Source organism: Bacillus sp. UNC438CL73TsuS30 (genome assembly GCF_000482325.1).
Classification (GTDB): domain Bacteria; phylum Bacillota; class Bacilli; order Bacillales; family Cytobacillaceae; genus Neobacillus.
In genome coordinates, this window is sequence record NZ_KI535295.1 from 315,826 (window position 1) to 338,685 (window position 22,860).

The following is a 22,860-nucleotide window of genomic DNA, read 5'->3' on the forward strand; positions in this document are numbered from 1 at the left end:
TCCTTTTATCCTTTCGACTGATGTGGGGAAGGGTGGACATTTTGTCACTATTTTAACCCGAAACCATGTTTTGGAATTATGCAATCAGAGTTGGGTACTCTATTAACTATTCACAAAATGTTTAAGTTAAATAACACAACAAAATCGAAGGGGAAATGAAAGTGAGAACATGGAGTCAATATTCGATCTTGGGTTTGTTGGGCACATTGCTTCTGGCTGGTTGTGACAAAAGTAAATACATTGTTCTTGACCCAAAAGGACCAGTCGGCCAAACAGAGTTAGACTTGATTGTAATCTCTGTCATTTTATGTGCAATTGTAATCATTCCAGTCATGGTAATCTTTGTTTACATCATTATTCGTTATAAAGATAGGCCTGGAAACACTGCACCCTATCAACCTGAATGGGCCGACAGCAAAGTGTTGGAAATCGTATGGTGGGGAATTCCTGTTGTGATTGTGGCTATTCTTGGGATTTACACAGCTAAAACAGCCATTAAAGTATCGAAACCCCCGGTTACAGATGTGAAACCGATTGTTGTCCAAGTCACATCATTGGATTGGAAATGGCTGTTCACCTACCCCGATAAAAAGGTTGCGACTGTCAATTATGCTGTCATTCCTGCAGGGGTTCCAGTTCAATTTGTTTTAACCTCCGATGCGCCGATGAATTCATTCTGGGTACCGCAGCTTGGAGGACAAGAATATACGATGCCTGGCATGTCAATGGGATTGTGGCTTCAGGCGAACAAAATAGGGGAATATTTCGGAAGCGGGGCCAATTTTACCGGAACAGGATTTGCCCATATGCAATTTAGGGTCAAAGCTGTAAGTCAAGCGGATTTCAATACTTGGGCAGCCGGTTTGAAAAAAAATTCTCCTGTTCTTACAAACGCCGGGTATCAGGAATTGTCCCAACCAGGCAATGTGAAAGAATTAAGTTATTCTTCCTATCCGAACAAATTATACGAAAACATCGTGAACAAAAATGGCGGAACCCTTCATCATCATATGCACAATTATGGTGAAGACACGATCATGCCAAAGAAATAGTAAACAGGAGGAAAGATTTCCATGAATACATCGCATTTTTTTGTGACCGGCGATCCGATGATTTACGGTGCGGATGTCTCCATCATTTTGGCTATCGTAGCGATTATCTTCTCGCTTACCTATTTTAAAAAATGGGGCTGGCTTTGGAGAGAATGGATCACAACGGTTGACCATAAAAAAATCGGGATTATGTATCTTTTATCTGCGCTGCTTATGCTCTTCCGCGGCGGCGTGGATGCTATTTTAATGCGGATTCAGCTGGCAGTGCCGGATAGTAAATTTTTAGCCTCTGATCACTATAATGAAATATTCACAACACATGGGACAATCATGATTTTATTTATGGCCATGCCTTTTATGTTTGCCTTATTTAATATCGTCGTTCCATTGCAAATTGGTGCCCGCGACGTCGCTTATCCCTTTTTAAATGCTGTCAGCTTTTGGCTATTCTTTATTGGCGCCATGCTCTTTAATATCTCGTTTGTGATTGGCGGTTCGGCAAGTTCAGGATGGTTATCGTATCCGCCTTTATCGGAAACCATGTTCAGTCCGGGTCCCGGGCAAAACTTCTGGATTTGGGGAATTCAAATTTCCGGTATCGGAAGTCTGGCCACAGGGATTAATTTTGTCGTCACTATTTTAAAAATGCGGGCTCCCACGATGCGGTTAAGGGATATGCCTTTATTTACATGGTCCGTGTTAGCATCCTCGATTGCCATTTTAGGTGTTTTCCCGATTCTTACTGTCACATTAGCCATGTTAACGATCGACCGTTTACTTGGAGGGCACTTCTTTACGATGACGGCCGGCGGTAACCCGATGATGTATGTCAACTTGATTTGGATGTGGGGCCACCCTGAAGTGTATATCGTTGTCCTGCCTGCTTTCGGGGTATACTCGGAGATTGTTGCCACATTCTCTAAAAAACGAACCTTTGGCTACAGCTCCATGGTTTATTCCATGATTGCGATAGCCATCGTTTCTTATTACACATGGGTTCATCACTTCTTTACGATGGGCGCGGGTGTAGACGTTAATATCGTCTTTGCCATTTGTACGATGATTATCGCGATTCCAACAGGGGTGAAAATATTCAACTGGCTGTTTACTATGTACCGCGGCCGTGTCCAGTTTTCACAGCCGATGCTTTGGATGTTTGCGTTTGTACCCTGTTTTCTTGTCGGCGGTGCAACGGGGGTAATGTTGGCAGCTGCACCTGCAGACTATCAATATCACAATAGTTACTTTTTAATTGCCCACTTCCACCAAGTGTTAATCGGCGGTGTTGTGTTCGGCTACCTGGCAGGTATGTACTATTGGTTCCCGAAAATATTTGGCTTTGAATTAAATGAAACGCTGGGAAAATGGGGTTTCTGGTTGTGGCAAATCGGTTTCTATGTATGTTTCATGCCGCAATATGCTCTTGGCTTTATGGGCATGACACGAAGGATTTACACGTATAATCAGGCTGCCGGTTGGGATATGGGCTGGGCCCCGCTCAACTTCATCTCTTCGATTGGCGCATTCCTGATGGGAATTGCATTCGTTATTCAAGTGTGGCAAATACTTTACAGCGTTAAATATGGTAAACGTGATGTAACCGGAGATGCCTGGGACGGCCGGACATTGGAATGGTCGATTCCGTCACCGGCTCCTGCTTACAACTTTGCCATCATCCCTGAAGTAAAGGGAGTAGACGCCTGGTGGTACAAAAAAGAGGAAATGCGGCAAGAAGGATACAAAGAAGAAAAACCAAAATATGAGCCAATTCATATGCCGAAAAATTCCGGTATTCCTTTTATCATGTCGTGCTTCTTCTTTATTGCCGGATTTGGCTTTACGTTCGAATGGATGTGGATGGGCGTCATCGGATTAATCGGTGTCGCATCCACTTTATATGCACGTTCATTCCAATATGATACGGATTTTTACATTCCAGTGGAAGAGATTGAACAAACGGAAAAAGCGTTAAGGAGTCATAACCATTCCGTCGGTGTTCCAACTGGAGAAACTTTTGGGAGGTAGTTATATGTCACAGAGCTTGACTGCTCATATGTCAGGCCATGGTACCGACCATGGCCATGCAGACCAGGAGGAATTAAAGGTTTTAGGATTTTGGATTTTTCTTGTAACCGATTGTCTCTTATTCGCGACATTTTTCGCTGCTTACGCTGTTTTACATACCCATACAAATGGCGGATTTACAGCAAAGGATTTCGATATTCCCGGCTTTATTTACGAAACTTTCATCTTGTTAGTCAGTTCCTTTACAAGCGGTATTGCGGTCTTAGCCATGCATAAAGGTAAGAAAATGGCGTTAATTGGCTGGCTGATTGTAACCGCAGTATTAGGGGCAACGTTCGTGGCCCTTGAAATCAATGAATTTGTCACCATGGCTGCTGAAGGAGCCACCCTTACCAAAAGTGCGTTTCTTACATCCTTCTTCTCCCTTGTGGGAACCCATGGTGTTCACGTTTCGTTTGGGATTCTATGGATGATTGGGCTGCTGTTTCAGATTGCCAAAAGAGGGATTACACCCGTTACGACACGGAAAATTTCAATCATTAGTTTGTATTGGCATTTTTTGGATGCTGTTTGGATTTTCATCTTTACCGTTGTTTATTTAATGGGGGTGATGTAATTGTCCGCTCATGAACACGCTGAACATACCGGATCAATGAAAGCGTACGTTATCGGTTTTCTTTTATCGATTATTTTGACGATCATCCCGCTTTTTCTCGTATTAAACCATTTGATGGGGAAAACAGCGCTTATGACCAGTATTTTGATTGCAGCTGTTTTGCAATTTGTCATCCAGCTTTTCTTCTTCATGCATATTCGTGATGGTGAAGCACCAAGATACAATGCAGCCGCACTCATTTTAGGGATTATTTTCGTTTTGACCATTGTAATTGGATCTATGTGGGTGATGTCATTTAATTATGTTGTTCAATAATGGCAGGATAGGAGTGAAAAGATGGATAGTTACGGGCTTTATATCATATGTGGTTTGTTTGCTGTGACACTTATTTTCATTACCGTTATGTTTACGAAATCAATGAAAGAATAACCTGCATGAAAAAAATGACTATCTTCCGGGATAGTCATTTTTTGTGGATTATGAAAGTTTTCGACTTCGAGAACTGTCTAGCGCAATAAGCCAAGCCCTTGCACTTTTATAGGAATGTGTATTATTCATTCATCAACCGATAAAACATAAAGGAGGAGATGCCTAATGCTGCAGCAAATAATCCGACATAGGTAACGGTATAATAATAATACGGATCCATTTTTACCACCTTTCTACTCTGCGATAGTTGAAGAAACCAGCTTCCAATGGCTGTTATCGGTAAGTAAAGGAGAGGTGTCCTTCAGGTATTATTTTTAGGTTTGTACGAACGATCTCTGCTTTGGGTCGAGCCAAAAATGGCCCCCATAATAAAAGTGAATCCCGCACCAACAAAAAAGCCTAGTGCGATGTTAAAGTGAAAATTTTCATCCATTGTCCATGGAACACCATCGACTGTCCATGGATGTCCAGTGAGAAATTCATAAAGCAAAAACAGAATTCCGATGGCTACTTCTACGATTGTCAATTTAAGGGTTAATCTTCGCATATAATTGCCTCCATTACAAATTAAGATTATTGTGTTGAAATGATGGAAACACCCAAAATGGGAGCAATTGTTTTGAGGTTTTTCCGATTTTCCTTAATGAGATTTGGAATTTTGGATTGATCCTTGTTAGAAATGGCCTCGGTTAGCTCATCAAATTTTCTGTCCACATTGTCTGCATAGGTTTTGCCTTTTTTTACTGTTAATGGAGGCAAAATGGCGTCGTGAAATTCATCGTAAAGGTTTCGTGAAAGAGTTGTGGCGTTATCATAATCTCCTTTTGCGACATACTTCTCAATAGCAGAGAATCCATATAGCAAGTCTGAAAAGGGCGCAGTTAAGGAGCGTTGGGAATAACTAATTTTTTGTGTTTGAATCTCGTTCATACTTCTGTTTTGTGAATCTCCACAACCTGCAAGACCTATTGCTGTTAGTGTTCCCATCATCACCATAAATATTTCTTTTCGCATTCTTTAACCCCTTTTTTAAAAGTCCTGTTTAATAATATTCCCATTAAATAATTTTTTTAATATACCGAAGGAGAGTTGCACAAACTTTATGGAAAGAGGCGGTCAAAGAAAAGTGTTTGGATTAAAACAAAGCCGAGTTAATTAACGGAACAAGAAGATGTGCTTTAATTTTTGTAGATAGGATTTTTTAAAACGGGGAATGAACACGAAGAAAGGCGTATTGTCTAGCTTAGATCAGAGCCTAAAACTAAAGCTGTTTTAAGAATGAAATAAAAAAACATGGCGATGTTTACAAAAGACATAGCCATGCTTTTTAACAAATATTTGGCATTTACCTATCACTTACTCCTTACCCAGTCGAAAAAGTCTAGATAACTGCTTAGCCAGAAATTGCGGTGTATAAGGCATATCGTTACGCAACCAAGCTACAATTGTACCTATTAAAGCTGATGAACCGTACCAAATAGCAATATCTCTTGGAATGTCCTTACTAGTTTCCAATTTGTTGTTAGCCGTTTTCTCAGTTATTGCTTTCGTGAGAATAGTTAACAAGCGCTCTGTAAAGATGGGGGATCGTCTGGAATTAAGAACTACTTTATAAAATTTGTCATTCTTTGCAATATACTCAAGCAAGGTTTCTAGCTTGACAAAGTCGATGTTTTTATCAGAATTTTGGTCACCTCTTGTACTCCCCATTATCGCTTCAATATCCTCAGCCATTTCCTGTGCCATCTTCCCTAGCATGTCCGGAATATCTTTATAATGAAGGTAAAACGTCACACGGTTAATGGTTGCGCGTTCAGCAATCCGATTAACCGTTATTTTATTGATATCGACCTCTTGTAGTAAATCTATTAATGCTTCCTTAATTAACTGACGTGTGCGAAGGATACGAGGATCTCTTCGTGGTTTTTCCTGGTCTGTCATCTCTATTCACCTTTCATACTGGATGGAAATTTACAATAATTTAAGTTCTGTCTATTATTTGCGCCTTACACAACAAAAATGAAATAAATGATAACTAATTTACACATCGTAATAAATTGTCTGTTGTCAGATCAACCATCTCATTATAAAGTAATTTATACAATGTTAATTATTAAACACATTGTAAATAAAGTCTACAGTGATTTTAGAAAGGATAGGGGAATATTGAACAGTCATCCAAAAAGCGTCACAACTTCGTTAAAAAAAGGACCTATTATGTTCATAATGATCTTAGGGGCTTTTCTTGCAACTTTAAACCAAACACTCATGAGCGTGGCTACTCCTGAGTTAATGGTTGAATTCAAAATAACAGCAGCAACTGCCCAGTGGTTAACTACGGGTTACATGCTTATAAATGGTGTCTTGATTCCCATTACCGCCTACTTAATGCAGCGGTTTTCCACACGTCAACTCTTTCAAGCTTCCATGTTCGTATTTTTAGCAGGAACCATTGTTTCAGCATTAGCATCTGGATTTCCTTTACTATTGACCGGACGCATGATACAGGCGGCTGGAGCAGGAATCATTATGCCGTTGCTAACCAACGTCATTCTTACCATCTTTCCTCCTGAAAAAAGAGGAGCTGCCATGGGTATGGTCGGGCTTGCCATCATATTTGCACCAGCCATTGGACCTACTATTGCTGGCTATATTATTGAACACTACAAATGGGAAACCATGTTTTACGGTATGATTCCATTTGCTGTCATAGTCATTGGTCTGGGATTCATTTATCTCCGAAATTTATCTGAGCCAATCAAGACAAAACTTGATATCCTAAGTGTCGTACTCTCCACCATTGGTTTTGGTGCCTTGCTATATGGTTTCAGCCGAGCTGGGAGCCTTGGATGGTCAGACATGGAGGTACTTAGTACAATAGTGGTGGGTATCATTGCCCTTGGACTCTTTTCATGGAAACAGTTGAAATCGCAGAATCCACTTCTTGACTTACGTTCGTTTAAGTACAATATGTTTTCCTTAACAACAATTATTAATATTGCGGTTACTATGGTTATGTATGCAGATATGATGCTACTTCCACTTTACCTTCAGAACGTCCGCGGTTATACAGCAATTGAGTCGGGTCTGCTTCTACTTCCAGGAGCGCTAATCATGGGATTCCTTATGCCGGTTACAGGTAAGCTGTTCGATCGCTTTGGTGCAAAATGGCTAACTGTTATTGGAATGATTATTACCATTGCCACAACAATGGGCTTTACCAACTTGACGGACACGACAAGTTATCTGTATTTGGTTCTTATGTCAACGGGGCGTCGAATTGGAATGGCCTTGATGATGATGCCGTTACAGACCGCCGGTTTGAACCAACTGCCCCAGCAATTAAATGCTCACGGAACAGCCATAAGCAATACCGTTCGACAAGTGGCAGGAGCTGTCGGGACTTCGCTTCTCGTTACTGTTATGTCTGACCGGACAAAAACACATCTGCAGGATATGATTCCTTCAGCAGCATCTAAGGGCCTAAATCAAGCACAGGTTATTAATGAAGCCACCATACAGGGTATTAATGATGCATACCTCGTTATTATTGGGATTGGCGTCGTCGGATTACTTCTATCCTTATTTATTAAAAAGGTAAAACAAGCATCCGATTTAGAATTTAAAGAAAGTTTGGAAAAGGCTGCAACAAAAACGTTAAGTACAAACTAATGTTAATTTTGTTTGCATGTGTTGCATTGGTTGTAAAGAATGTAAAAGACAGTATCTAATCCTAACATATTGTGGATTTGATACTGTCTTTTTGATTAACTTGTTCTCGGTGTTCAATCAATAGCTGAAAATCTCCAGGTCATACATATTGATTCGATTCCATGAGTGTTCTTTAAAAATTCAAAGGTTTTTTCCCTATTTTGGACCGTGGTAATCATGTACATTTTAGTAGTTGAACCTAGCTCGTTATTATGCATTTTCTTTTTTGTATGCTAATGGAGTCATATTCATGGAATTTCTGAATTTATCAATAAAATAGCTTGTACTATTAAAACCAACTTGATAAGCAACTTCAGTAATATTAGAATCACCTTGCTGCAGTAGAAATAAGCTCTTTTGAATACGATAATCTATAACATAATTTAATGGTGTACATTTTAAAAACCTCCTGAAATAACGACAGCATTCTGAACGGCTCAGCTGACCAGCCCTGGCAATATCCTCTAATAAAACTTTTTCTGCATAATGCTCATGGATCCAACTTAACATTTGCTTCATTCTTTGACTCTTTACTATTTCTGTCTGAACATATTCCAGCTTAAAACCATTATCGATTAAGTTTTTCCAAATTAATGATAGTTTCATCGTTATATCGATTTCATAGTATTGTTGCTTTTGTTCAATACAGTGATAAATTTCTAAAATGGCATCTAAAATGCTTTTCCCCCAAAGCTCATTTGCATTTACATACAAGTAAGGTAAATTGGTCGCTTGAACATAGGGTTTTACATATGTGGTATAGAGTTCTTGTGATAATACAAAATAAGGAGAAACATTTAAGCAAATATAGACACAACCCGACAGCTCTTTATCCTGTGCCAGGTGCAGGCATCCACTATTAATAAAAAGTCCATCACCTTCTCGAACCACTATACAATCTTCATTTACTTGGAAAACCGCTTCCCCTTTTACAATCAACACAAATTGAATTTCGTCATGCCAATGAAGTGGAATATAGCCATGTATATTTTGATTAATGGTGGTTTTATAACATGCAATTGGCATAACGACTGTATGGTGTTTGGTTAGTTCTTTTAAACTTCCATCAATCATGAAGTTTTTCATTTGCATAGCTATCACCTCAATATTGTTATATTTTTGTATTCAATAATAGTATTTTTGAAACTAATATTCAATTATTATAACATTATAGTTTTATTTTAAAGGTGAGATATACCAACAATCAGCTGTTTTACTTTATGGTTTAACAAAATTTGTTAACCTAGTTGTTTCCAATCAACTATGCCTTTTGAAAAGGAGAAATGAACATGACAGTTACTAATTTAAACCTAACAATCAACTCTGAACGTCTACTTAACCGTATTCATGAACTTGGCCGAACGGGCTTGGACAATGACAACAAAAGAACGAGATTAGCTGCTTCAGATGCAGACAAAGCGGGGCGTGATCTCGTAGTCACTTGGATGAAGGAAATAGGATTGGAAGTTGAAATCGACAGAATCGGTAATATCTTTGGGATTTGGTATGGTACTGAAAATAGAAATGAAGCACCAATTATGCTGGGGTCGCACATTGACACAGTGATTAATGCCGGTATGTACGACGGATGCTATGGGGTTCTTTCTGGGCTTGAAGTAATAACCACTTTACAGGTGACAGGTTTTGTTCCTAATCGTCCTATTGCCGTCGCAGCATTTACCAATGAGGAGGGAGTGCGCTATCAGCCTGACATGATGGGATCTCTTGTGTACGCTGGCGGGCTCTCGGTTGAGGATGCGCTTAAATCGGTTGGTACGGATGGTACTTTATTAGGCATAGAGCTTGAACGTATTGGATATGCCGGTACAAAGGAGCCGGGCTTTTTGAAGCCACACGCTTACATTGAGCTTCATGTCGAACAAGGTCCTATTCTAGAAAAAGTGGGTATTCCAATTGGTGCGGTTGAAAATCTTCAAGGTATTTCTTGGCAGCGTATTACAATTGAGGGTGTTGCTAATCACGCTGGTACTACACCAACTGATATGCGGCGTGATGCAGGACTGGCAGCGGCTCGGGTAATTACCTATTTACGTGATCGTGCGATAGCTTCTAATGGGCAAACTTTTGCAACAGTTGGAACGATTAATTTTAAGCCAAATGCTGTTAATGTCATTCCATCATTGGCAACGTTCACTGTTGATTTGCGAAATCCAAACGAGCAGAGATTGAAAGTGGAAGAGGAGGCACTTGCAAACTACCTCGAAGAATTGGCAGTAACCGAAGAAGTAACCATTACATCGGAACAACTAGTACGTTTCCCTCCAGTCACTTTTGACCAAACAATCGTAAAACTGGTAGAGCAAGCTGCAGGAGAGCGCGGACTCCAATCAAGACGAATGACATCTGGAGCGGGACATGATGCTCAAATGATGGCTCGCGTTTGCCCTACAGCTATGATTTTCGTCCCAAGTATTGACGGTATTAGTCATAATCCTAAAGAGTATACAAAAGATCCCGACTTGATAGCTGGAGCGAATGTATTGCTTGATGTCGTTTGCGAACTTGCAGGCAATCAGTAAAAAAATCTGTTAAGACAAACTAAAAAGCATGGCTTGAAGATTTAAGGTGTCATTCAAATTTAATTAGGATACCTACAATAAAAAATTGTATTAAGGAGATAAAAATGGGGAGTTCAAAAGAAATTAAATTTATTGTAAATGAAAATGCAAGAAAAGCAGATATTGAGAAAGCATCTGTAGAATTCATTAATAGTGAAGTAATTAAGAAGGTAAGAAATTTTCATAAAAGCTTTCCAGAGTATAAAGTAACTCCACTTCACAGCTTAGAAGAGTTGTCTAAACAATTAGGAGTTAGCAATATTTGGGTAAAAGATGAATCTTATCGATTTGGACTTAATGCTTTTAAAGTATTAGGTGGTTCATTTGCTGTAGGAAAATATTTAGCCAAAAAATTAAACGTCGATATTTCAGAGCTTTCTTTTGAAAAACTAATAAGTAAAGGAATAAAAGAAAAACTTGAAGACATTACTTTTGTAACAGCAACTGATGGAAATCATGGAAGAGGAATTGCTTGGGCAGCAAATCAGCTAGGACAAAAATCAGTCGTATTTATGCCAAAAGGATCTTCAGAAATAAGATTAAATAATATAAGAAAGGAAGGAGCAGAAGCTTCTATAACAGATCTTAACTATGATGATACAGTTAGACTGGCAAGCCAGAAGGCTGAGGAAAACGGCTGGGTCTTGGTACAAGATACGGCTTGGGATGGATATGAAGAGATTCCAACTTGGATTATGCAGGGTTATGGAACGATCCCGGATGAAGCAGTGGAGCAGATTGCCGAAGCTGGTGATGAACGACCAACGCATGTGTTTTTACAAGCCGGAGTTGGCTCCTTTGCAGGCAGTATGCTCGGATATCTAGCCGGGAAATTCGGAGATGAACGTCCTATTACAGTTATTGTCGAACCGGATAAAGCGGCCTGTTTATACAAATCTATGAATATTGGTGATGGACAACCCCATTCTGTAACGGGCGCTTTGAATACGATTATGGCAGGTTTAGCATGTGGGGAACCAAGTACAACTTCTTGGGGGGTTTTAAAAGATTATGCTGAGGCTTTTGTTTCTTGTCCAGACTATGTGGCCGCGCGAGGTATGCGAATTCTTGCAAACCCATTGGGCAGTGACCCTCAAATTGTTTCAGGTGAATCTGGTGCAGTTGGTTTGGGATTAGTTAGTCTATTGGCTGAAAACAAAATGCTCAATGTTATGAAAGAAATGTTGAAACTGAATCAAGATTCGAAGATTCTTATTATCAGCACAGAAGGTGACACGGATCCGGAGAATTATAGAAAAGTAGTATGGGATGAGGCATATCCATCTGTATAATCCATTTAAATAAAAATATTTTATGAGAGGGTGAAAGAATATGACTAATGGAAATTTTGAAAAACAGCTTACTGAGTGGCGGCACTATCTTCATGCGTATCCTGAAAGTGCTTTTGAAGAAATAAATACTTCTGAATATATTGCTAAAGTCTTAACGGATATGGGATTAGAGGTTTATAGAAATATTGGTGGTACTGGGATTGTTGCAAATCTTACAATGGGGGATGGAAAAGGTATTATAGGTATTAGAACAGATATGGATGCTATTAACCTAACGGAAGAGGTTGAACATCCATATAAATCCCAGAATTTAGGTAAAATGCATGCGTGTGGTCATGATGGACATATGGCTACCATTTTGGGCGCAGCCAAGTTATTAACGGAACGCAAAGATTTTAACGGGACAGTTCGGTTTATTTTTCAACCTGCAGAAGAAATTGGCAAAGGCGCTTTTGCCATGATGCAGGATGGACTTTTTGAACGTTTTCCGGTAGATGAGATTTATGGAATTCACAATATGCCAGGTATGCCTGCGGGTTCCATTGCAACACGTGTGGGCGGAATAATGGCAAGTGAGGATAACTTTGTCATCCGTATTAAGGGACAAGGCTCACATGCTTCAAGCCCACATATGGGGAAAGACCCGATCGTTATTGCGTCTGAAATTATTATTGCTTTGCAAACCATTATCTCTCGTAATATGAACCCGAATGTTCCTGCTGTAATTTCATGTACTGAATTTATAACAGATGGGATTCGTAATGCGATACCTACGAATGTAGTGATTAAAGGGGATACTAGAAGTTATACCCCAGAGGTACAAAAGCTGCTAGAAGAACGAATGAGAACGATTTGTGAGGGAATTTGCAAAATAAATGGGGCAGAATGTCAATTTGAATATACCCATGAATCGCACCGACAGTTAACTGGGCAGAGTGTGTTGATTTTGCGGTAAAAGCAGCCCAAAATGTGGTTGGTGAAAATAATGTGGATGGAAATTGTCCAAAGTGGATGGCTTCAGAAGATTTTGGTACGTTTCTACAGAAGGTTCCAGGTTGTTTTGTATTTATAGGAAATGGTGATGATTCTGAAGGAGTAGGGAATGTTCCTCTTCATAACTCGTGCTATGACTTTAATGATAAGATATTAACCATTGGAGCGGAATATTTTGCAGAGTTAATTAAAGTCCGCTTACCAAAATAAATAGTTTAATATTTTTAAATGCTAAGTATGTCGTACGGTATTTAAGGTCTTGGAATTATTTTTCCGAGACCTAGCGGTATTAGTAGAAAAAACCTAAAGTTTATTTTGAACAGATGTTTCTTTGAAGCTAATCTGTTCTTTTTTATGTACATTATTTTTCAAAATCACAAGTTAGAAGACCATTTATGTACAATATTTTCTGTAAGCTGAAGAGCCTCAGAAACAAAATATTGGGGGTTGGGACTTGTTCTACATCTAAAATAGGATGTTAATACATTTTAAGGTCAAAAAGATTCGAATTTTTTTATAGATAATGTCTCTTACTTTTACTTCTTTGAGTGATAAAATGAATTGAATGATATTGAATCAAAACATAAAAGGTAAATCGGCAGAGAGGAGTTACTTATGCTACTAAATATTATTTTAATTTTTGCGCTTCAGTTGGTGTATGTCCCTATTTTGACACTTCGGACCATTTTTTTGGTGAAGAATATGAGTATAGCAGCTTCATCATTTGGAATACTGGAGGCACTAATTTATGTTTTCGGTCTTTCCTTAGTTTTTTCAGGTCACCAAAGCATTGCTGAAATGGTCGTTTATGCTGTAGGTTTTGGCGTAGGATTATATATTGGTTCACGGATTGAAAATAAGCTAGCCATTGGCTACACTTGTTTAGTTGTAAATCTAATGGAAATTAATGAAGAACTTATTACTCTATTAAGAAATAAAGGATTCGGGGTTACTGTCTTTGAGGGGATGGGACGCGATAGTAAAAGATATCAATTAGAAATACTAACAAAGCGAAATCGTGAAAATGAAGTGATGGATTTAATTGAAGAATACGAGCCGAAAGCGTTCATCATCTCTTATGAACCTCGAAGATTTAAAGGCGGTTACCTAATTAAAGCGATGAAAAAGCATTTGAAAAAGGCAACACTGTAAAACAGTGTAACTTATTATGAAAATAGTAAAAAGGATTGTGTGTGTAGTTGTAAAACTACATCACAATCCTTTTTTTATTTCAAGCAGTGTTAAATAAATTAGTAGAGATATTTTACACACTGTCCAATGAAGCATATCAAGACTTGATGTATCTTTAAATTGGTTGATATTTAAAAAAATTCTTAATTTTTCAATTTACATTTTTTGACGAAGAGGTGATCGTAATGATTTTAGAAAAAGCAGAGATTGAATCCGTTTTAATTAGCAATAGTATTACTCAAAAAATGTACATCAATGGCGAGTGGGTATTAAGTGAATCCAATCAAACAAGAGAAATTATTAATCCTGCAAATGGAGAGGTAATTGGAACCGTTACTGAAGGATCAGTAGAAAATGCAAAAATGGCAATTGAAGCAGCACGAAAGGCGTTTTATGGGAATGGATGGATGAATAGCAAAGCCAGACATCGTGCTGAACTTCTTCTTCAAATTTCAAATAAATTAGAAGAAAGAAAAGAAGAATTTGCTTATTTGGATACATTGAATAATGGAAAAACATTCCTGGGGCTTCGTCGTGTTAAATCTTGAAACTGCCGAAGGGTCGAACCCCTTTGGCAGTATTTTTTAATTTGGATTGGATATCCGCGATTATATTAATTTATCTGCGTTGTGTTTCCTAAAAACTACTCATCAACCAATTTCTTCTCACTTATTTTCAAATTGAATTTTTTTAACCGACGAATGATATAGGATTGGGATACACCGAGTTTTTTTGCTGTTTTCCAAGTGCTATTCGTTTCGTTATAGGTTTTAATTAATATACTTTTTTCAATCTGTTCTAAATAGATGGGTAAACTCATTTCTTCAACGTTTTGAAGGAGCATTTGTTGAGACTGCTGAAGGGGGAAGTCACTTGGTAAATCTTCTAGATCAATTTTGGGTCCAGCAGATGTAATCACTAGGCGTTCCATTAAATTTTCAAGTTCACGAATATTTCCTTCCCAACTGTAATTGTATAAGGCATCCATTAAGTTTTTGGTTAAAGTTTGCCCGCGGTTATACTTTTGGTTAAATTTACTTAAATAAAAATTCAACAGTGGAATAATATCTTCTTTTCTTTCACGTAAAGGGGGAATTTTCATAGGAAGGATGTTTAAACGATAAAATAAGTCCTTACGAAATGTTCCTTCCTTGACGCGTTCCATTAAATTTACATTGGTGGCTGCAATAATTCGTACATCCGCTTGTTGTACCTGGTTATCCCCAATCATCCGATAGGTCTTGTTTTGTAAAAATTGCAGAAGCTTTGATTGTAGATGAAGAGGGAATTCTCCGATCTCATCTAAAAATAAAGTCCCCTGATCAGCCGCTGCAATTAAACCGAGTTTTCCATTCGCATTGGCCCCTGTAAATGCCCCCTTTTTGTACCCAAATAATTCTGATTCAATGAGCGATTCTGGAATGGCACCGCAGTCTAAATGAATAAATGGTTTATGATTACGACTGCTCAACTGATGAATTCGGTGGGCAAAGGCTGTTTTTCCAACACCTGTTTCTCCAGTTAATAGAATCGTTGTCTCGACATCCGCAATTTTTTGAGACCATACAGAAACGGATTGTGCAGCTTTACTTTTTCCAACATAGAATTCTTCTTCCTGCTGATTTTGTTGCAAAATTAGCTCGCGAATTTGCTGTTTATATAGTTGTAAAATAGACTCAATTTTTTCTAATTCACTTGATTGATTGATCGCTTGGGATAATTGTCTTGCATGCGTTACAATATATTGAATATCCCCGTTCTCGTCTGGAATATAGTCACCAGAAACAAGCAAGCGACCATGATTTTGAGTGATCTGGGCGGTGCTTATAAAGCGTTTTTGTTCGATAACAAGCCTAGAGATAGAAGGTGAAAAAACCCCCTGTTTTTCCATTTCAAAAACGTTATTGCCAATTAATTTAGCAATTGAAAAAGTTTCTGCAGCCGCTTGATTCACCCACAATACTTTCCCATTTTTATCGTTAATCCAAATAGGATCTTTCAATGTATTAAAAATCTTTATAAGTAATTCACCATCAAATTGTTGTAAGACTTCTGCTGTCAAAGTGTTCCCCCCATTCATCATTCATTTCCACATGCAAGAAAAGTATTAAAACTTCTAATTGATTCGAAATCGACTCATGTTAGACCCCTGTGTAAGAAACTATAGCACATAATAAGGTGTAGTTATACATTTTTCGACATAAATTGAATCTAATTAGAATCATGAAGTTAAATCCGAATTATAAATTCAATGTTGAGTTATTCGAAAGTACTGACTTATCAGTGTTTTGAAATTGGCATGCTTCTTGCATATTTATAAATCGTACTTAAATATAGGGATAGAAGGGGGAGAGCATCATGGATCATTTACTAAGTAAAACAGTTAAAAACATTAAAATTTCTGCCATTCGTGAAATCGGAAACAAAGTGGCAAATGATCCTTCGATTATTAACTTTACAATTGGACAACCGGATTTTGTAACACCGGATTCCATTTTAGAAGCGGGAAAACGTGCAATTGAAGCATGGAAAACTGGTTATACACATAACTCAGGTGTGCCTGAACTTAGACAAGCTGCTTCTGACTTTGTAAAAAGACGTTATCAACTAAATTATCGCCCAGAAGATGAAATTCTAATTACAATGGGAGCCAGTGAAGCGTTGGATATTGCCTTTCGCACAATATTAGAGCCTGGCGATGAAGTCATTTTACCAGCACCAATTTATCCAGGTTATGAACCACTTATTCGTATGTGCTTCGCAAAACCTGTGTTTGTGGATACTCGAAATAATAATTATAAAATCTCTGCAAAATTAATTGAAGAAAATATCACAGAAAAAACAAAATGTGTTGTTTTACCCTATCCATCAAACCCAACGGGTGCTATTTTAAACGCTCAAGAATTAGAAGAAATTACAAACCTATTAAAAGATAAAGATCTTTTTATTATTTCAGACGAGATATATAGTGAACTCACATATGGATTGAAACATATTTCCATCGCTTCATTCCCAGAAATGAAAGAGAAATGCATTGTCATCAATGGTTTATCAAAGTCCCATGCAATGACAGGTTGGAGAATTGGTTACACATTAGCCCCTGCTTATATCACAGATGAAATGTTTAAAGTTCATGCCTATAACTGTGTATGTGCAAGTTCGGTCAGTCAATACGCTGCCATCGAGGCATTACATCACGATCTACCAGAAGTCGAAGAAATGCGTCAAGCATACGAAAAACGGCGTAACTATGTTTATCAACGTATTACGGACATGGGCTTAGAAACCATTAAACCAGATGGTGCGTTTTATTTATTTGTTTCAATCGAAAAAACAGGTTTAAGTTCGAATGAATTTATCCATCAACTTGTAGATGAAGCGAAAGTGGCCGTCATTCCGGGATATGGTTTTTCTGAATATGGCGAAGGTTACATCCGTATTTCGTATGCATGTTCAATGGAGATGCTAGAAGAGGGAATGAACCGTATGAAACGGTTTGTACAAACTTTATTAAAAGTAGAGGAGGCTATTTAATTTGAAACCATACTATTTTCTGGCGTTTATTCCAGTTGTGGCTTTCCTTATAGGTGTGCCCCTAGTAAATCAAATTGAACTTTATGTCTTAGGACTGCCTTTCACAATGTTTTGGATCGTATTGTGGGTTATTTTAAGTTCTTTAACTATATTTATTTTGTATCGTTTTGATCCACAGGATGAGGAGGAGGTGTCAGAATGAATATTTCAATCATAATAATGATAGCCGTTGTGATTTTTTGCATGTATACGGCAATACAGGCAGGTAAAGGAAAAAATGGCAAATTGGAAGAGTGGGCATTGGGCGGTCGAGGCATGGGTGCAATCATTACTTTCTTCTTATTAGCAGGGGAGTTTTTTACCGCCTTCACTCTAACTGGTTTAGTAGGACTAGCCTATAATAGTGGGATTGCGACTCTTTATATCATGTCATATATCTCGATTGCTTGTATTATTGGGTATTTTCTATTACCAAAAATTCGACATTATAGTAAAAAACATAATCTTATTTCACAGGGTGACTTTTATGAGAAGAAATATAATAGTCCGTTTTTAGGGAAGCTGATTACAATCGTTGGAGCCATTGCAATTATTCCAACAATTGTAATGGCATTAAAAGGGATGGGGCTGATTGTGTCTGTTGCATCCTACGGGGCGATATCTTCTACTGCAGCCATTTGGTTTGGAAGTATTATTGTCTTAATTTATACATTAATATCGGGACTTCATGGTTCTTCGCGTGTAGCCTTAATTAAGGATATTCTTATGTTTGGTGTGCTTCTATTTTTAGGTCTATACTTCCCATTTCATTATTATGATGGAGTTGGATTAATGGTTGAAAAAGTTGCTGAGGTTAAGCCTCAGGTATTACTTTTTCCTAATCAAGGTCTAAGTCTTGTATGGTATGTCTCCACTGTCACATTAATGTGTTTAGGGTTATATTTGTGGCCAAATTCATTTTTATCGACTTATGCAGCGAAAAATGACAAAGCCCTTCGTAAAAATACAATTTTAATGCCGTTATATTCATTGATGCAGCTGTTTGCATGTCTTGTCGGATTAACGGCGATCTTAGCAATTCCGACTCTAACAGGAGCCGAAAGTGATTTAGCTTTAATAAAACTAGTATTTGAAACATTTGATCCATGGTTTGTAGGATTCATTGGAGCAGCGGGATTACTGGCATCTTTAGTACCGTGTTCTGTCGCGTTGATTACCATTGGCTCTATGATCACTTCTAATATTTATATGCCATTGAAACCAGATACTTCCGTTCGTAAGCAAATGAATATTGCACGTCTATTTGCAATCATTGCAGCGATTATTAGCTTATATGGATCATTAAATTCACACGGTGCCATCGTGTTCCTGCAATTAATTAGCTATAACTTTATTATGCAGCTATTCCCAGCTCTTATTTTTAGTTTACAGAAGAAAAACTTTGTTACGAAGCAAGGTGCAATCAGCGGTATTGTCATGGGTGTATCATTAGCACTATACTCCGCAGCTACAGGTACAACCGTGGCAACATTATTCCCGAGCCTACCTTCATTTATTTTAGATATTAATAATGGTTTATATATGTTAATCATTAACGCAATCGTAACAGTGGTTGTCAGTCTTGCAACACAAAAGTCATCAGCGGAAATCAACAGATTAGAAAGTGAGATTGTATAAAATGAAACATCAAAATTATGAATTGGCAAAAAAACTGAGGCACGAATTGCATCAACATCCTGAACTTTCCAACGAAGAAGTTTGGACAAAACAGCATTTAATGGAGTTTTTGAAAGCGAATACAGAACTTGAACTTGTCGATAAAGGGAATTGGTTCTATTGCATTTATCGTGCAGGAACAGATCAGCCGAATATTGCTTTCCGTGCAGAATTTGATGCACTTCCAATGGATGAATTCATCGAACTGCCGTGGGCTTCCGAGTTCCCTGGAAAAGCACACAAATGTGGTCATGATGGCCACGCAGCAACACTGGCAGGATTTGCGCTTGAAATCGATCAAGTGGGTGCAGATAGGAATATCTTTTTCCTCTTCCAGCCTGCTGAAGAAACGGGGGATGGTGCTATTCAATGTGTTGATTTTATTCAAGAACACAATATTGATGAAATTTACGCCTACCATAATATGAGTGGATTCCCTTACAAGTCTATAGGGATTATAGATGGAACGATTATGTGTGCATCTAAAGGGATGACGATCCATCTGGAAGGTGCTCCTACCCATGCCAGTCAGCCAGAAAAGGGGATCAATCCATCCTTCGCAATCGGTAATATTATCGGAGCGATTCCTGAATTCACTTCACCGGAAAAAAATAAAGGTCTTATCCTGTGCACCGTTGTACAAATCGATGTGGGTGAAAAAGCTTTTGGTATTGCTGCCTCAAAAGGAGACCTTCGTATGACCATACGTGCTCTATACGAAGAAGAATTGGATCGACTACAAGAAAACCTTGAAAACTTTGCAAAAGACCAAGCAGAAGAATTCGGGTTAAAAGTAAGTTTCCAATATAATGATGAGTTCCCGGAAACATTCAATCATAAAGAAAGTGCAGATAAAATTCGTATGGTTGCAAAAGCCAAGGGAATGGAAGTAATTGAAGTGGAAGAAGCATTCCGTGCTTCTGAAGACTTTGGACACTTTACAAAGTTAACAAAGGGTGCATTTTGCTTTATTGGAAATGGGGAAAATTATCCACATATTCATACACGGGAGTATGATTTCCGTGATGAACTCATTGAAACAGGAGTGGAACTGTTCAAAGGACTTGTGGAGCTATAAAAGACATTTGAAGTAATTTCACGCATAAAAAAGGCTCTCAACCGAAATGAACGAGAGCCTTTCAAATATTGAAAATGAACGCTTTGCGAACTTTGGGTGTTTGTTCCTACTTAACTTTTCACACACTCCAGTTTCGGATCAAAAGTATCAAAAAACGGGATAAGCAGCTCCATATGTTCTGGTCCTAATTTATCTGTAGAATGGAGCAGCCAGTCGAAGATAATGCCCCTGGTATAAATGAGAATCATATGGGCGATAAATCCGGCATCCATATCCCGGCGGAGTTCATTTTGCTCCTGTCCTTTTTGAATGATCCCTTTAAAATGGTTAAACATTCGCCGTTCCTGCGAAATCATGTAGGAAGGCTGTTCGTCATTGATTTGCAGGGTATAGATGGTCTTTGTCCATTCTCTGCGGCTTTCATTTACATAATTGTACATTTCCCAGCATAGGGCAATCAATTCTTCTTTATTAGATTGATAGGTTTGTGATGATACTCTGGTGATTACTTCCTCATCAAGATCAAACCAGGAACTAAGGATAATTTCTCCTTTATTTTTAAAATGATTATAAAAAGCCCCTTTGGTGACCCCGGCTTTTTTACAAATATCATCAATTGTTGTATTATGGTAGCCTTTCTTGAGAAAGAGCTCCAAACTGATCTGGTTCAGTTTATTGCGCGTTTTTTTCGCTTCTTCCCTGCTTTTTCGAGCCATTTTGACATCGCTCCTTTACTAGAAATACAATTTTTCCCTAAAAAGGTAATCCAGAAGTAAATCATAACACAGAATGAAATCTAACAAAATTAGAAGAAAATCAATAATATTATTTATTTTTTTAATTATTGAAAAATTCAAAAACCTATAGTAAGATGAAAACATCAATTACATACTCCGGTATCTAAATGATAAAATATGTCTTTGGATTTATCAATCATAAAGGAGGGAAATAGGAAAAAAGTACTTTTGTATTTCTAAAGTAGAGTAAGAGATTTTAAAAGGAGGGTTCTTTTTATGATGAATAGGAAATCAAAGTCTTTATATCTTACTGTCATGATTGGTTTGATTATTGCTGTTATACTTTCCGGCTGTTCGGGTTCAAAAACCACTACCTCGGATTCTCAAGCATCCTCGAAAAAGCAGGAAAATCCAGGGAAGCCACAGTATGGCGGTGTATTAAAAATTTCCTCACCTATTGAACCCGCAAATATAGGGAATCCGCCTGAGCAGGTTGGAAGCGGTTTCTTACACATGATGGCTCCCGTTCTTGAAACACTTGGAAAATTTAATGAGAAGGGTGAAATGCAGCCGCTTTTAGCAGAAAAGTGGGAAACCAACCCGGAGGCAAAAACCATTACCTATTATTTAAAAAAAGGCATTAAATTCCACGACGGTACCGATTTTAACGCGAAGGCTGTGAAATGGAATATTGAATTATTCCAAAAAGCTAAACGCGGCGAAGTAGATGGGATTAAGTCGATTGACGTAGTAGATGATTCTACTGTTCGAGTGAACCTGACGGAATGGAACAGCAGTTTGAACAACGCACTTTGTTTCTGGATTCAAATGATTTCGCCGACTGCTTATGAAAAGAACGGAAAAGACTGGGCAGCTAGCCATCCCGTGGGCACTGGTGCATTCGCATTTGATAGCTGGCAACGCGGCGTCTCTATAAAATACAAGAAAAACGAGAATTACTGGCAAAAGGGTCTTCCATATCTTGACGGTGTTGAATACAAAATCATTCCAGATGCAATGACGGCCTCCGCTGCCTTCCAGAAAAGAGAAGTAGATGCATCATTCTATTTACCGGTTGATAGGGTCCTAGAATTAGAAAAGAACGATCAATATAAAGTCGTCACACTTACAACAGGCCTTGGCAACAGAGAAAACGGGCTGATCCCAAATAGCGGAAATCCAGATTCTCCATGGGCCAATCCAAAGGTCAGAGAAGCTTTAGCGCATGCGATTGATGCGAAAACCATTGTTGAAAAAGTCCTTAAAGGCGGCTATGAAGTAACAGACCAGTGGGGGCCGATGACAGGTTCTTCTTACAATAAAGATGTAAAAAAATTCGATTTTAATCCTGAAAAGGCGAAGAAATTGCTGGCTGAAGCAGGATATCCAAACGGCTTCAAAACGAAGCTTCTCTCTTGGCCAGGCCTTGAGCATGAATCACTTCCGCCTGTTTATCAGAGCTATTTAAAGGAAGTTGGAATTGATGCGGAAGTTGTAAACGTTGATACGGCTAGAATGTATGAACTAATTGGCACGAAGTGGGACGGGTTGATGTACTTTGACGTCATTACCTCCCCAGACCTCCCGCTTTACATGGAACGTTACTTAAGCAAAAAAGCCAAATTATACGTAAACATTGACCATCCGGAAAAAGTGGAAGCGCTCATTAAAAAGGGTAAAGCTGCAACCGATCCGGAAACAAAGCAGCAGGCAAACCTTGAATTACAGAAGGCTGTCTTCGAGGAAAACCATATGTTCTTCCCATTAGCGATTACGACGATGCCAATTGTTATGTATCCAAATATTCAAGGCAGCGGATTTAATGAAACATATGGCAATGTGTATTCTCCAGAAAAGACATGGCTTTCAAAATAATGAAAAAGCTTGGGGGGATGATGATTCATCTT

The 22,860-nt window shown here is 38.4% G+C and carries 22 protein-coding genes; 16 read left to right on the plus strand and 6 right to left on the minus strand.

Annotated features, from left to right (window positions below):
- Positions 1-161 precede the first annotated feature (161 nt).
- The 4 genes from M028_RS30185 to M028_RS0115260 are packed head-to-tail and all read left to right on the plus strand — an operon-like array spanning position 162 to position 4,008.
- A complete protein-coding gene (locus M028_RS30185; RefSeq protein ID WP_231510821.1) occupies positions 162-1,052 on the plus strand; it encodes a ubiquinol oxidase subunit II in 891 nt (296 codons plus the stop codon).
- 21 nt (positions 1,053-1,073) lie between these two features.
- Positions 1,074-3,077, plus strand: a complete 2,004-nt coding sequence (locus M028_RS30190) for a cbb3-type cytochrome c oxidase subunit I (protein WP_051591065.1) — start codon at positions 1,074-1,076, stop codon at positions 3,075-3,077.
- Between the two features lie 4 nt (positions 3,078-3,081).
- Positions 3,082-3,693, plus strand: a complete 612-nt coding sequence (locus M028_RS0115255) for a cytochrome (ubi)quinol oxidase subunit III (RefSeq protein ID WP_026574611.1) — start codon at positions 3,082-3,084, stop codon at positions 3,691-3,693.
- Positions 3,694-3,729: 36 nt separating this feature from the next.
- Positions 3,730-4,008, plus strand: coding sequence for a cytochrome o ubiquinol oxidase subunit IV (locus M028_RS0115260; protein WP_051591164.1), 279 nt, complete (start codon positions 3,730-3,732; stop codon positions 4,006-4,008).
- 415 nt (positions 4,009-4,423) lie between these two features.
- Here M028_RS0115260 and M028_RS0115275 read toward each other — a convergent pair whose 3' ends face one another.
- The 3 genes from M028_RS0115275 to M028_RS0115285 all read right to left on the minus strand — a co-directional run bounded on the left by M028_RS0115275 (position 4,424) and on the right by M028_RS0115285 (position 6,063).
- Positions 4,424-4,669, minus strand: coding sequence for a hypothetical protein (locus M028_RS0115275; RefSeq protein WP_026574613.1), 246 nt, complete (start codon positions 4,667-4,669; stop codon positions 4,424-4,426).
- Positions 4,670-4,695: 26 nt separating this feature from the next.
- On the minus strand, positions 4,696-5,136 hold the full coding sequence (locus tag M028_RS0115280) for a hypothetical protein (protein WP_026574614.1): 441 nt from the start codon (positions 5,134-5,136) through the stop codon (positions 4,696-4,698).
- A gap of 342 nt (positions 5,137-5,478) precedes the next feature.
- On the minus strand, positions 5,479-6,063 hold the full coding sequence (locus M028_RS0115285; protein WP_026574615.1) for a TetR/AcrR family transcriptional regulator: 585 nt from the start codon (positions 6,061-6,063) through the stop codon (positions 5,479-5,481).
- A 276-nt stretch (positions 6,064-6,339) separates the two neighbouring features.
- Here M028_RS0115285 and M028_RS0115290 point away from each other — a divergent pair, with 276 nt between their 5' ends.
- Positions 6,340-7,794, plus strand: coding sequence for a DHA2 family efflux MFS transporter permease subunit (locus tag M028_RS0115290; RefSeq protein ID WP_051591165.1), 1,455 nt, complete (start codon positions 6,340-6,342; stop codon positions 7,792-7,794).
- Between the two features lie 249 nt (positions 7,795-8,043).
- Here the strand turns inward: M028_RS0115290 and M028_RS0115295 are convergent, their stop codons facing one another.
- Positions 8,044-8,919 (minus strand): AraC family transcriptional regulator, encoded by an 876-nt coding sequence (locus M028_RS0115295; protein WP_026574617.1) that lies wholly within the window; start codon positions 8,917-8,919, stop codon positions 8,044-8,046.
- A 203-nt stretch (positions 8,920-9,122) separates the two neighbouring features.
- On the opposite strand from M028_RS0115295, the gene M028_RS0115300 reads away from it, so the two are divergent.
- The 6 genes from M028_RS0115300 to M028_RS0115320 all read left to right on the plus strand — a co-directional run bounded on the left by M028_RS0115300 (position 9,123) and on the right by M028_RS0115320 (position 14,436).
- Positions 9,123-10,373 carry a Zn-dependent hydrolase gene (locus tag M028_RS0115300; protein WP_026574618.1) on the plus strand — a complete coding sequence of 417 codons (1,251 nt, stop codon included), beginning with the start codon at positions 9,123-9,125 and terminating at the stop codon, positions 10,371-10,373.
- A 104-nt stretch (positions 10,374-10,477) separates the two neighbouring features.
- A complete protein-coding gene (gene dpaL / locus M028_RS0115305) occupies positions 10,478-11,704 on the plus strand; it encodes a diaminopropionate ammonia-lyase (protein ID WP_026574619.1) in 1,227 nt (408 codons plus the stop codon).
- 40 nt (positions 11,705-11,744) lie between these two features.
- Positions 11,745-12,659: an amidohydrolase gene (locus M028_RS30195; RefSeq protein ID WP_231510822.1), complete on the plus strand. Its 915-nt coding sequence runs from the start codon at positions 11,745-11,747 to the stop codon at positions 12,657-12,659.
- Positions 12,660-12,673: 14 nt separating this feature from the next.
- The gene (locus M028_RS33610; protein ID WP_231510823.1) at positions 12,674-12,907 is read left to right on the plus strand and encodes a M20/M25/M40 family metallo-hydrolase; all 234 of its coding nucleotides are present in this window, start codon (positions 12,674-12,676) and stop codon (positions 12,905-12,907) included.
- Positions 12,908-13,312: 405 nt separating this feature from the next.
- Positions 13,313-13,849, plus strand: a complete 537-nt coding sequence (locus tag M028_RS0115315) for a DUF2179 domain-containing protein (RefSeq protein ID WP_026574620.1) — start codon at positions 13,313-13,315, stop codon at positions 13,847-13,849.
- A gap of 224 nt (positions 13,850-14,073) precedes the next feature.
- Complete coding sequence (locus tag M028_RS0115320; RefSeq protein ID WP_026574621.1) at positions 14,074-14,436, plus strand: aldehyde dehydrogenase family protein; 363 nt, start codon at positions 14,074-14,076, stop codon at positions 14,434-14,436.
- A 95-nt stretch (positions 14,437-14,531) separates the two neighbouring features.
- Here M028_RS0115320 and M028_RS0115325 read toward each other — a convergent pair whose 3' ends face one another.
- The gene (locus M028_RS0115325; RefSeq protein ID WP_026574622.1) at positions 14,532-15,950 is read right to left on the minus strand and encodes a sigma-54 interaction domain-containing protein; all 1,419 of its coding nucleotides are present in this window, start codon (positions 15,948-15,950) and stop codon (positions 14,532-14,534) included.
- Between the two features lie 296 nt (positions 15,951-16,246).
- Between M028_RS0115325 and M028_RS0115330 the strand changes: the two genes are divergently transcribed.
- From M028_RS0115330 to M028_RS0115345, 4 genes are read left to right on the plus strand one after another with little or no spacing between them, the layout of a single operon-like run.
- A complete protein-coding gene (locus M028_RS0115330) occupies positions 16,247-17,422 on the plus strand; it encodes an aminotransferase A (protein ID WP_026574623.1) in 1,176 nt (391 codons plus the stop codon).
- Between the two features lies 1 nt (position 17,423).
- Positions 17,424-17,624: a DUF3311 domain-containing protein gene (locus M028_RS0115335; protein WP_026574624.1), complete on the plus strand. Its 201-nt coding sequence runs from the start codon at positions 17,424-17,426 to the stop codon at positions 17,622-17,624.
- Entirely contained in the window at positions 17,621-19,099 is a 1,479-nt protein-coding gene (locus tag M028_RS0115340; protein WP_026574625.1) for a sodium:solute symporter family protein, read from the plus strand. The genes M028_RS0115335 and M028_RS0115340 overlap by 4 nt, the downstream gene beginning before the upstream one ends.
- Before the next feature lies 1 nt (position 19,100).
- A complete protein-coding gene (locus tag M028_RS0115345; RefSeq protein ID WP_026574626.1) occupies positions 19,101-20,216 on the plus strand; it encodes a M20 metallopeptidase family protein in 1,116 nt (371 codons plus the stop codon).
- 110 nt (positions 20,217-20,326) lie between these two features.
- Here the strand turns inward: M028_RS0115345 and M028_RS0115350 are convergent, their stop codons facing one another.
- Entirely contained in the window at positions 20,327-20,932 is a 606-nt protein-coding gene (locus M028_RS0115350; RefSeq protein ID WP_026574627.1) for a TetR/AcrR family transcriptional regulator, read from the minus strand.
- A 297-nt stretch (positions 20,933-21,229) separates the two neighbouring features.
- Here M028_RS0115350 and M028_RS0115355 point away from each other — a divergent pair, with 297 nt between their 5' ends.
- Positions 21,230-22,828, plus strand: coding sequence for an ABC transporter substrate-binding protein (locus tag M028_RS0115355; RefSeq protein WP_051591066.1), 1,599 nt, complete (start codon positions 21,230-21,232; stop codon positions 22,826-22,828).
- Positions 22,829-22,860: the final 32 nt, after the last annotated feature.

Coding starts and splice junctions, on each gene's coding strand:
- M028_RS0115255 (WP_026574611.1), top strand. CDS start 3,082: ATGTCACAGAGCTTGACTGCTCATATGTCAGGCCATGGTACCGACCAT.
- M028_RS0115320 (WP_026574621.1), top strand. CDS start 14,074: ATGATTTTAGAAAAAGCAGAGATTGAATCCGTTTTAATTAGCAATAGT.
- M028_RS0115275 (WP_026574613.1), bottom strand. CDS start 4,669: ATGCGAAGATTAACCCTTAAATTGACAATCGTAGAAGTAGCCATCGGA.
- M028_RS30195 (WP_231510822.1), top strand. CDS start 11,745: ATGACTAATGGAAATTTTGAAAAACAGCTTACTGAGTGGCGGCACTAT.
- M028_RS0115290 (WP_051591165.1), top strand. CDS start 6,340: ATGTTCATAATGATCTTAGGGGCTTTTCTTGCAACTTTAAACCAAACA.
- M028_RS0115260 (WP_051591164.1), top strand. CDS start 3,730: ATGAAAGCGTACGTTATCGGTTTTCTTTTATCGATTATTTTGACGATC.
- M028_RS0115285 (WP_026574615.1), bottom strand. CDS start 6,063: ATGACAGACCAGGAAAAACCACGAAGAGATCCTCGTATCCTTCGCACA.
- M028_RS0115345 (WP_026574626.1), top strand. CDS start 19,101: ATGAAACATCAAAATTATGAATTGGCAAAAAAACTGAGGCACGAATTG.
- M028_RS0115340 (WP_026574625.1), top strand. CDS start 17,621: ATGAATATTTCAATCATAATAATGATAGCCGTTGTGATTTTTTGCATG.
- M028_RS0115350 (WP_026574627.1), bottom strand. CDS start 20,932: ATGGCTCGAAAAAGCAGGGAAGAAGCGAAAAAAACGCGCAATAAACTG.
- M028_RS0115280 (WP_026574614.1), bottom strand. CDS start 5,136: ATGCGAAAAGAAATATTTATGGTGATGATGGGAACACTAACAGCAATA.
- M028_RS0115295 (WP_026574617.1), bottom strand. CDS start 8,919: ATGAAAAACTTCATGATTGATGGAAGTTTAAAAGAACTAACCAAACAC.
- M028_RS30190 (WP_051591065.1), top strand. CDS start 1,074: ATGAATACATCGCATTTTTTTGTGACCGGCGATCCGATGATTTACGGT.
- M028_RS0115300 (WP_026574618.1), top strand. CDS start 9,123: ATGACAGTTACTAATTTAAACCTAACAATCAACTCTGAACGTCTACTT.
- dpaL (WP_026574619.1), top strand. CDS start 10,478: ATGGGGAGTTCAAAAGAAATTAAATTTATTGTAAATGAAAATGCAAGA.
- M028_RS0115355 (WP_051591066.1), top strand. CDS start 21,230: ATGATGAATAGGAAATCAAAGTCTTTATATCTTACTGTCATGATTGGT.
- M028_RS0115330 (WP_026574623.1), top strand. CDS start 16,247: ATGGATCATTTACTAAGTAAAACAGTTAAAAACATTAAAATTTCTGCC.
- M028_RS0115315 (WP_026574620.1), top strand. CDS start 13,313: ATGCTACTAAATATTATTTTAATTTTTGCGCTTCAGTTGGTGTATGTC.